This window comes from Streptomyces sp. NPDC051907, from assembly GCF_040681075.1.
Classification (GTDB): Bacteria; Actinomycetota; Actinomycetes; order Streptomycetales; family Streptomycetaceae; genus Streptomyces.
This window is the reverse complement of record NZ_JBFAYB010000183.1, coordinates 1-7,083: the sequence shown is the minus strand read 5'-3', so window position 1 is coordinate 7,083 and position 7,083 is coordinate 1. Positions and strand designations below refer to the sequence as shown.

Annotated in this window: 2 protein-coding genes; one reads left to right on the top strand and one right to left on the bottom strand. The window is 72.4% G+C overall.

The window, feature by feature from the left end; all coding sequences use genetic code 11:
• Positions 1–77 precede the first annotated feature (77 nt).
• Positions 78–3,182 carry an SAV_2336 N-terminal domain-related protein gene (locus AB0M39_RS40885; protein WP_365373961.1) on the top strand — a complete coding sequence of 1,035 codons (3,105 nt, stop codon included), beginning with the start codon at positions 78–80 and terminating at the stop codon, positions 3,180–3,182.
• Between the two features lie 418 nt (positions 3,183–3,600).
• Here the strand turns inward: AB0M39_RS40885 and AB0M39_RS40880 are convergent.
• Positions 3,601–7,083, bottom strand: a 3,483-nt coding sequence (locus AB0M39_RS40880) for a multifunctional oxoglutarate decarboxylase/oxoglutarate dehydrogenase thiamine pyrophosphate-binding subunit/dihydrolipoyllysine-residue succinyltransferase subunit (protein WP_365373959.1), incomplete at its 5' end; no start/stop codon positions are given.

Here is a 7,083-nt window from a genome sequence, read left to right as displayed (position 1 = left end):
CTCCGCTCCTCGTACGCCACCCGTTCGGCCCGCGTTGCTGTCTTGACATGGCCATGGGGGGGTGATGAGTCTGGCGTCTGTTCACTTTCCTGGCATCGCTGCCCGACCCGCTCGCGCTGGAGCGAGCCCTGCGGCCCCTCCAGCGCTACCGGCCGCCGATGCGTCTGGTCCGCCGCGAGCTGGACGACGTGGCGACCGCCGACCGCGCCGCCGACACCGGACTGGTCGTGCCGGTGCTGCGCACGGTCCGCCGACGCGAGGGGCGCCTCGCGCTGGTCATGGACCGCTCCTCGTCGAACGTCGTGTGGGGCAGGGCCCTGGACGAGCTGCGCCGGGTCTGCGAACGCGCCGGGGCCTTCAGGGAGGTGGCCGTCCACGAGATCCGCGAGGACGAGCGCGCCCCCGCCCAGCTCGGCGACCCCACCGGCCGGCAGCTGACCCTGGTGCTCAGCGACTGCGCCGGGCCCATGTGGCGCAGCGGCCGGATGCAGCGGCTGCTGCACGTATGGGCGTCGACCGCGCCGGTCGCGGTGGTGCAGCCGCTGCCGCAGCGCATGTGGCGGCGCACGCATCTGCCCGCGCGCCCCGGACTGCTGCGACGGCGCGAGGGGCCCGCGGGACGGCTGGAGTTCGCTCCGCAGCGCGCCGGCGGCGAACGAGGCCTGCCCGTGCCCGTGCTGGCGCTGCGCCGCTCCTCCTTCGAGGCGTGGACGCGGCTGGTGGCGGGCGGCACCGGCCAGTCGCTGAACGGCGCGGCCGGCCTCGTACAGGCCCGGCACGCGCCCGCCGAGGGCCGCGTGCGCACCGCGGACGCCGTCGACCCCGCCGCCCGTGTGCGGGCCTTCCGCAGAACCGCCTCGCCCGCCGCGGCCCAGCTCGCCGTCTACCTCTCCGCGGCGCCCCTGCTGCTCCCGGTGATGCAGCTCGTGCAGCGCGCCATGCTGCTGCGCAGCGGCCCCGAGGTGCTGGCGGAGGTGCTGCTCAGCGGACTGCTGCGGCGCGACGACGACGGCCCTACGGCCGACGAGGGCGGCCCGTCGTACAGCTTCCTGGCCGGGGTGCGCGAAGAGCTGATCGGCCAACTGGGCGCGAGCAGCGCCGCGTTGGTGCTGAAGCACTGCTCCGAGTACGTCGAGACACGCTATGGGCGCACGGTACGGAACTTCCCCGCTATGGCTGCCGCGTTCCTCACCGGCGCCGTCGATCCCCTGCCGGTCGCCCCGCAGACCCCCGACAGCCAGGGCCTGCGCGCCTTCGCCCAGGTGTCCGCGCAGGTGCTGCGGCGGCTCGGCGGCGCCGAGCCGACCGCGCCGCCCGGCGGGCTGCCCGGCCAGGGCCCGGCGGGCCTGGTGGCGCAGGCCCACGCCTGCCTGGCGCACTTCGACGAGCACGGGACCGTACGCGACCTGGACGCCGCGATCCGGCTGCTCGGCTCGGCCGCCCAGGCGGAACGGCGTACGGCCGACCGCGCCGCGCTGTACGGCGAGCTGGCGCGGGCGCTGCTGCGCCGCTGGCAGGTGCGCACGCTCCCCGAGGACCTGCGCGCCGCCCTGGACGCGGCCCAGAACGCCCTCACGGGCGAGCAGCGGGCCCATCTGACGCTGGCCCATGTGCTGGAGGCGATGGCGGACGAGGTGGAGGCGGGACGGCTCAGTCCCCGGCTGGCCCCGGAGTGGGTACGGGTGCAGGCGGCGGCCGACCCGCAGGACACCGGCCGGGTCGCGGCCATCCTGCTCTCCACCGCGGACAGCAGCCTCGCCGAGCTGACGGAGACGGCGTCGCCGCCGGACGCCGCCGCGCGCCCCGCCGACCCTGCGGCCGTCGACCGGGCTTCCGCAGACCGTGCCTTCACAGACCGTGCCTTCACAGACCGGGCTTTCACAGACCGTGCTTCCGCGGACCGGGCTTTCACAGACCGTGCGCGCCTCGACGCCGGTGCGGCGGGCGCCGAGCGGACCCCGCCGTCCCGCAGCGGACGGGCCCTGCGCGAGGAGGCCGCCGTCGTCAGGATCCGGGTGCTGCGGCGGCTGGCGGTGACCGGCGCGCCGTACGCCCTGCGCGGGCCGGTCCGGCCGCAGGACTGGTTCACCGAGACCCTGCTGACCGCCCTCGCCGTCGTACAGCCGCTCCTCGCGTACGAGGGGCGGGAGGCCGCGCTGCTGGTCAGGGGCGGGCTGCTGCTCGAACTGGCCCGCCACTACCGGGGCGAGGGACCGGTCGCCAGAGCCGCCGACGAGCAGAACCTGATCACGGCCCGTGCCTTCGCCGACCGCGCCGACAAGGACCTGCACGTCGGGATCGACGGCCTCGACTGGAACGCCGTCCCCCAGGGCCAGCTCTGCCGCGCCTGGCTGGACTACGCGGACGCCATCGAGTTCGCCCACGAGAACCTCGACGACGACGCAAGGCTCCGCATCCTCCAGGCCCTCGACCAGGCGCGGCTGCACACCGGCAAGGACGAGGAGGCGGAGGCCGACTGTCTGCTGCGGATGGCCCGCATCCTGGAGCAGCGCTATACCTCCACCGGCGGCTGGGCCCACCGCGACTCCGCTATAGCGGCCTGGACCTCGGCGCTGCCCCTGCTGCCCTGGCGCGATCCGCGCCGCGCCGCCGTCCTGACCGCGCTCGGCAGGCAGCTGACCGAGCGCGGGGTGGACAAGAACTCGTCGGTCGACGTGAGCGCGGCCGTACGGGCGCTGCGGGGCGCGATCGACGAGACGCCGGGCGCCGACCCCGAACTGCCGCGCCGCAGGGCCTTGCTGGGCCACGCGTACATCGAGCGCTTCCGCGCGGACGAGACGGTCGCCGACCTCCATGAGGCGGACTGGGCCCTGGGCGCGACCGCCCGCGGCGCGGGCGACCCCGAACTGGCCGCGTACGCCTGGTGGTACCGGGCGCTGGCCTCCTCGCTCCTCGCCCAGCGCACCGACTCGGACCACCGGCTCAGGGACGCGGTCGCCTACTACCGCCGAGCCTCCGCCGAAGGAGGCACAGGAGACCTCGTGGAGCGGGCGCTGAGCGCCCAGGCGCTGCGGGCCGGCCGCCTGGAGCGCACCGCGGGCCCCGAGCGCGCCCTGGAGGAGCATCGGGCGGTGCTGTCCCTGCTCGCCGCGGCGGACGCGCCGCCCTCGCGGGCGGCGATGGACATCCGCGAGGAGCAGGCCCGCCTCGAAGGCCCCTGACGAGCAGCACGGCCGCCCGCCCCGGGTCCCGAGACGCCGGCCGGGCTCCCGGGACAACCGCAGGCCCCAAGACGGCCGAGGGGTCCGAGACGGCCAGGGCCCCCGAGCCAGCCGGAGGTCCCGAGCCGACCAGCGGCCCCGAGACGGCCGTATGCCCCAAGACGGCCGTATGCCCCAAGACGGCCGCAGGCCTTAAAGACGGCCGGGGTCCCGGGACAGCCAGAGGCCCAGAGACGGCGCCGGAGGCCCTGAGCCAGCCAGGTCCCAAGACGCCCGCAGGCCCCGCGACAGCCGGACGCCCCAAGACAACCGCAGGCCCCAAAACACCCGGACGCCCCAACACACCCGGAGGGCCCGGTTCCGAGTTGAGACTCGGGACCGGGCCCTCCTTGGTCGTGCCGCTTGCCGCTACCGCTGATCAGGCCTCGAAGACCTCGTTGACCAGCTGCTGCTGCTCCGCCTGGTGGCGCTTGGCCGAGCCGACCGCCGGCGACGAGCTGTGCGGCCGCGAGATGCGGCGCAGGCGCTCGCCGTGCGGGACGTCCGCGCCGACGGCCAGGTCCAGGTGGTCGATCAGGTTGAGCGCGATGAACGGCCACGAACCCTGGTTCGCCGGCTCCTCCTGCGCCCACAGGTATTTCTCGGCGTTCGGGAACTTGGCGATCTCGGCCTGGAGCTCCGCGCCCGGCAGCGGGTACAGACGCTCGAGGCGGATGATCGCCGTGTCGTTGGCGCCGCGCTTCTGACGCTCGGCCTCCAGGTCGTAGTAGACCTTTCCGGAGCAGAACACGACCTTGCGGATCGCGCTCGGGTCCACGGCGCCCGAAGCGACCTCCGTGTCGCCGATCACCGGGCGGAAGCCGCCGGTGAGGAACTCCTCCGCCTTCGACGCCGCGGCCTTCAGACGCAGCATCGACTTCGGGGTGAAGACGATGAGCGGCTTGTGGTGCGGGTTGTGGACCTGCCAGCGCAGCAGGTGGAAGTAGTTCGACGGCAGAGTCGGCATCGCGACCGTCATGTTGTTCTGCGCGCACATCTGGAGGAAGCGCTCAGGACGGGCGGACGAGTGGTCCGGGCCCTGGCCCTCGTAGCCGTGCGGCAGCAGCAGCGTGACGCCGGAGGTCTGGCCCCACTTCTGCTCGGCCGAGGAGATGAACTCGTCGACGACGGTCTGCGCGCCGTTGACGAAGTCGCCGAACTGCGCCTCCCACATGACCAGCGACTCCGGGCGGGCCAGCGAGTAGCCGTACTCGAAGCCCATCGCCGCGTACTCGCTGAGCAGCGAGTCGTAGACGTTGTAGCGGGCCTGGTCCTCGGACAGGTAGAGCAGCGGGGTGTAGTCCTCGCCGGTCTCCTGGTCCACCAGCACCGCGTGGCGCTGGCCGAAGGTGCCGCGGCGGGTGTCCTGGCCGGACAGCCGGACCGGGGTGCCCTCCATCAGCAGCGAGCCGATGGCGAGCGTCTCGCCCATGCCCCAGTCGATCGTGCCGTCCTCGACGGACGCCGCGCGGCGCTGCATCTGAGGCATCAGACGCGGGTGCACGGTGATGTTGTCGGGGATGTTGACCTGGGACTCGGCGATCCGCTTGACGACCTCCTGGGAGACCGCCGTGGTCACGGCCACCGGGAACTCGGCCTGCGCGTCCGGGACGTGCGTCGCCGCCGGGTGGCTGGTGGCCTCGCGGACCTCCGCGAAGACCTTCTCCAGCTGGCCCTGGAAGTCCTGGAGCGCCTGCTCCGCCTCTTCCAGCGTGATGTCGCCGCGACCGATCAGCGACTCGGTGTAGAGCTTGCGCACCGAGCGCTTCTTGTCGATCAGGTTGTACATCTGCGGGTTGGTGAACTGCGGGTTGTCGCCCTCGTTGTGACCGCGACGGCGGTAGCAGATGAGGTCGATCACGACGTCCTTGTTGAACGTCTGGCGGAACTCGAAGGCGAGCCGCGCCACGCGGACCACGGCCTCCGGGTCGTCGCCGTTCACATGGAAGATCGGCGCCTCGATCATGCGGGCCACATCGGTCGCGTACATGGACGAACGCGAGGACTCCGGGGCGGCGGTGAAGCCGACCTGGTTGTTGATGACGATGTGGACCGTGCCGCCGGTGCGGTAGCCGCGCAGCTGAGACATGTTGAGCGTCTCGGCGACGACGCCCTGGCCGGCGAAGGCCGCGTCGCCGTGCAGGGCGACCGGCAGGACGGTGAAGTCCGTGCCGCCCTTGTTGATGACGTCCTGCTTGGCGCGGGCGACGCCCTCCAGGACCGGGTCGACCGCCTCCAGGTGGGAGGGGTTGGCGACCAGCGAGACCTTGATCTGCTCGCCGTCCAGGCCGGTGAAGGTGCCGTTGGCGCCCAGGTGGTACTTCACGTCGCCGGAGCCGTGCATCGACTTCGGGTCGAGGTTGCCCTCGAACTCGCGGAAGATCTGCGCGTACGACTTGCCGACGATGTTCGCCAGGACGTTCAGCCGGCCGCGGTGGGCCATGCCGATGACGACCTCGTCCAGGCGCGACTCGGCGGCCGAGTCGATGACCGCGTCCAGCAGCGGGATGACGGACTCGCCGCCCTCCAGCGAGAACCGCTTCTGACCGACGTACTTCGTCTGCAGGAACGTCTCGAAGGCCTCGGCGGCGTTGAGACGGCGCAGGATCCGCAGCTGCTCCTCGCGCTCCGGCTTGGAGTGCGCGCGCTCGACGCGGTCCTGGATCCACTTGCGCTGCTTGGGGTCCTGGATGTGCATGAACTCGATGCCGGTGGTGCGGCAGTACGAGTCGCGCAGCACGCCGAGCACGTCGCGCAGCTTCATCAGGGACTTGCCCGCGAAGCCGCCGACCGCGAACTCGCGCTCCAGGTCCCACAGGGTGAGCCCGTGCTCGGTGATGTCGAGGTCGGGGTGCTTGCGCTGGCGGTACTCCAGCGGGTCGGTGTCGGCCATGACGTGGCCGCGGACCCGGTAGGAGTGGATCAGCTCGAAGACCCGCGCGGCCTTGGTGACGTCGTCGTCGTGCGAGGCGTCGATGTCCTTGAGCCAGCGGACCGGCTCGTAGGGGATGCGCAGCGCCTCGAAGATGCCGTCGTAGAAGCCGTCCTCGCCGAGGAGGTAGTTCGCCACGACGCGCAGGAACTCGCCGGAGGCGGCGCCCTGGATGACCCGGTGGTCGTACGTCGAGGTCAGCGTCATGACCTTGGCGATGCCCAGCTTGTTCAGGGTGTCCTGGGAGGTGCCCTGGAACTCGGCGGGGTAGTCCATGGAGCCGACGCCCATGATGACCGACTGTCCGGGCATCAGCCGCGGCACGGAGTGGACCGTGCCCAGGCCGCCCGGGTTGGTCAGCGAGACGGTGACGCCCGTGAAGTCGTCCATCGTCAGCTTGCCGTTGCGGGCGCGCCGGACGATGTCCTCGTACGCCTGCCAGAACTCGAAGAAGTTGAGCGTCTCGGCCTTCTTGATGCCCGCGACGACCAGCTGGCGGTCGCCGTTGGGCTTCACCAGGTCGATGGCGAGGCCGAAGTTGACGTGGTCCGGCTTGACCAGGGTCGGCTTGCCGTCCTTCTCCGCGAAGGAGTGGTTCATCGTCGGCATGGCCTTGATGGCCTGCACCATCGCGTACCCGATGAGGTGCGTGAAGGAGACCTTCCCGCCCCGGGCGCGCTTGAGGTGGTTGTTGATGACGATGCGGTTGTCGAAGAGCAGCTTCACCGGGACCGCGCGGACCGACGTGGCCGTCGGAACCTCGATCGAGGCGTTCATGTTCTTCGCGACGGCGGCGGCGGGGCCGCGCAGGGTCACGTACTCCGGGCCGGAAGCGGCCTCGGCGGCCGGGCTCGCGGCGGCCGGAGCGGCCTTCTGAGGGGCCGGCGCGGCAGCCTTGGCGGCGGAGGCCGCAGGCTGGGGCGCGGCGGC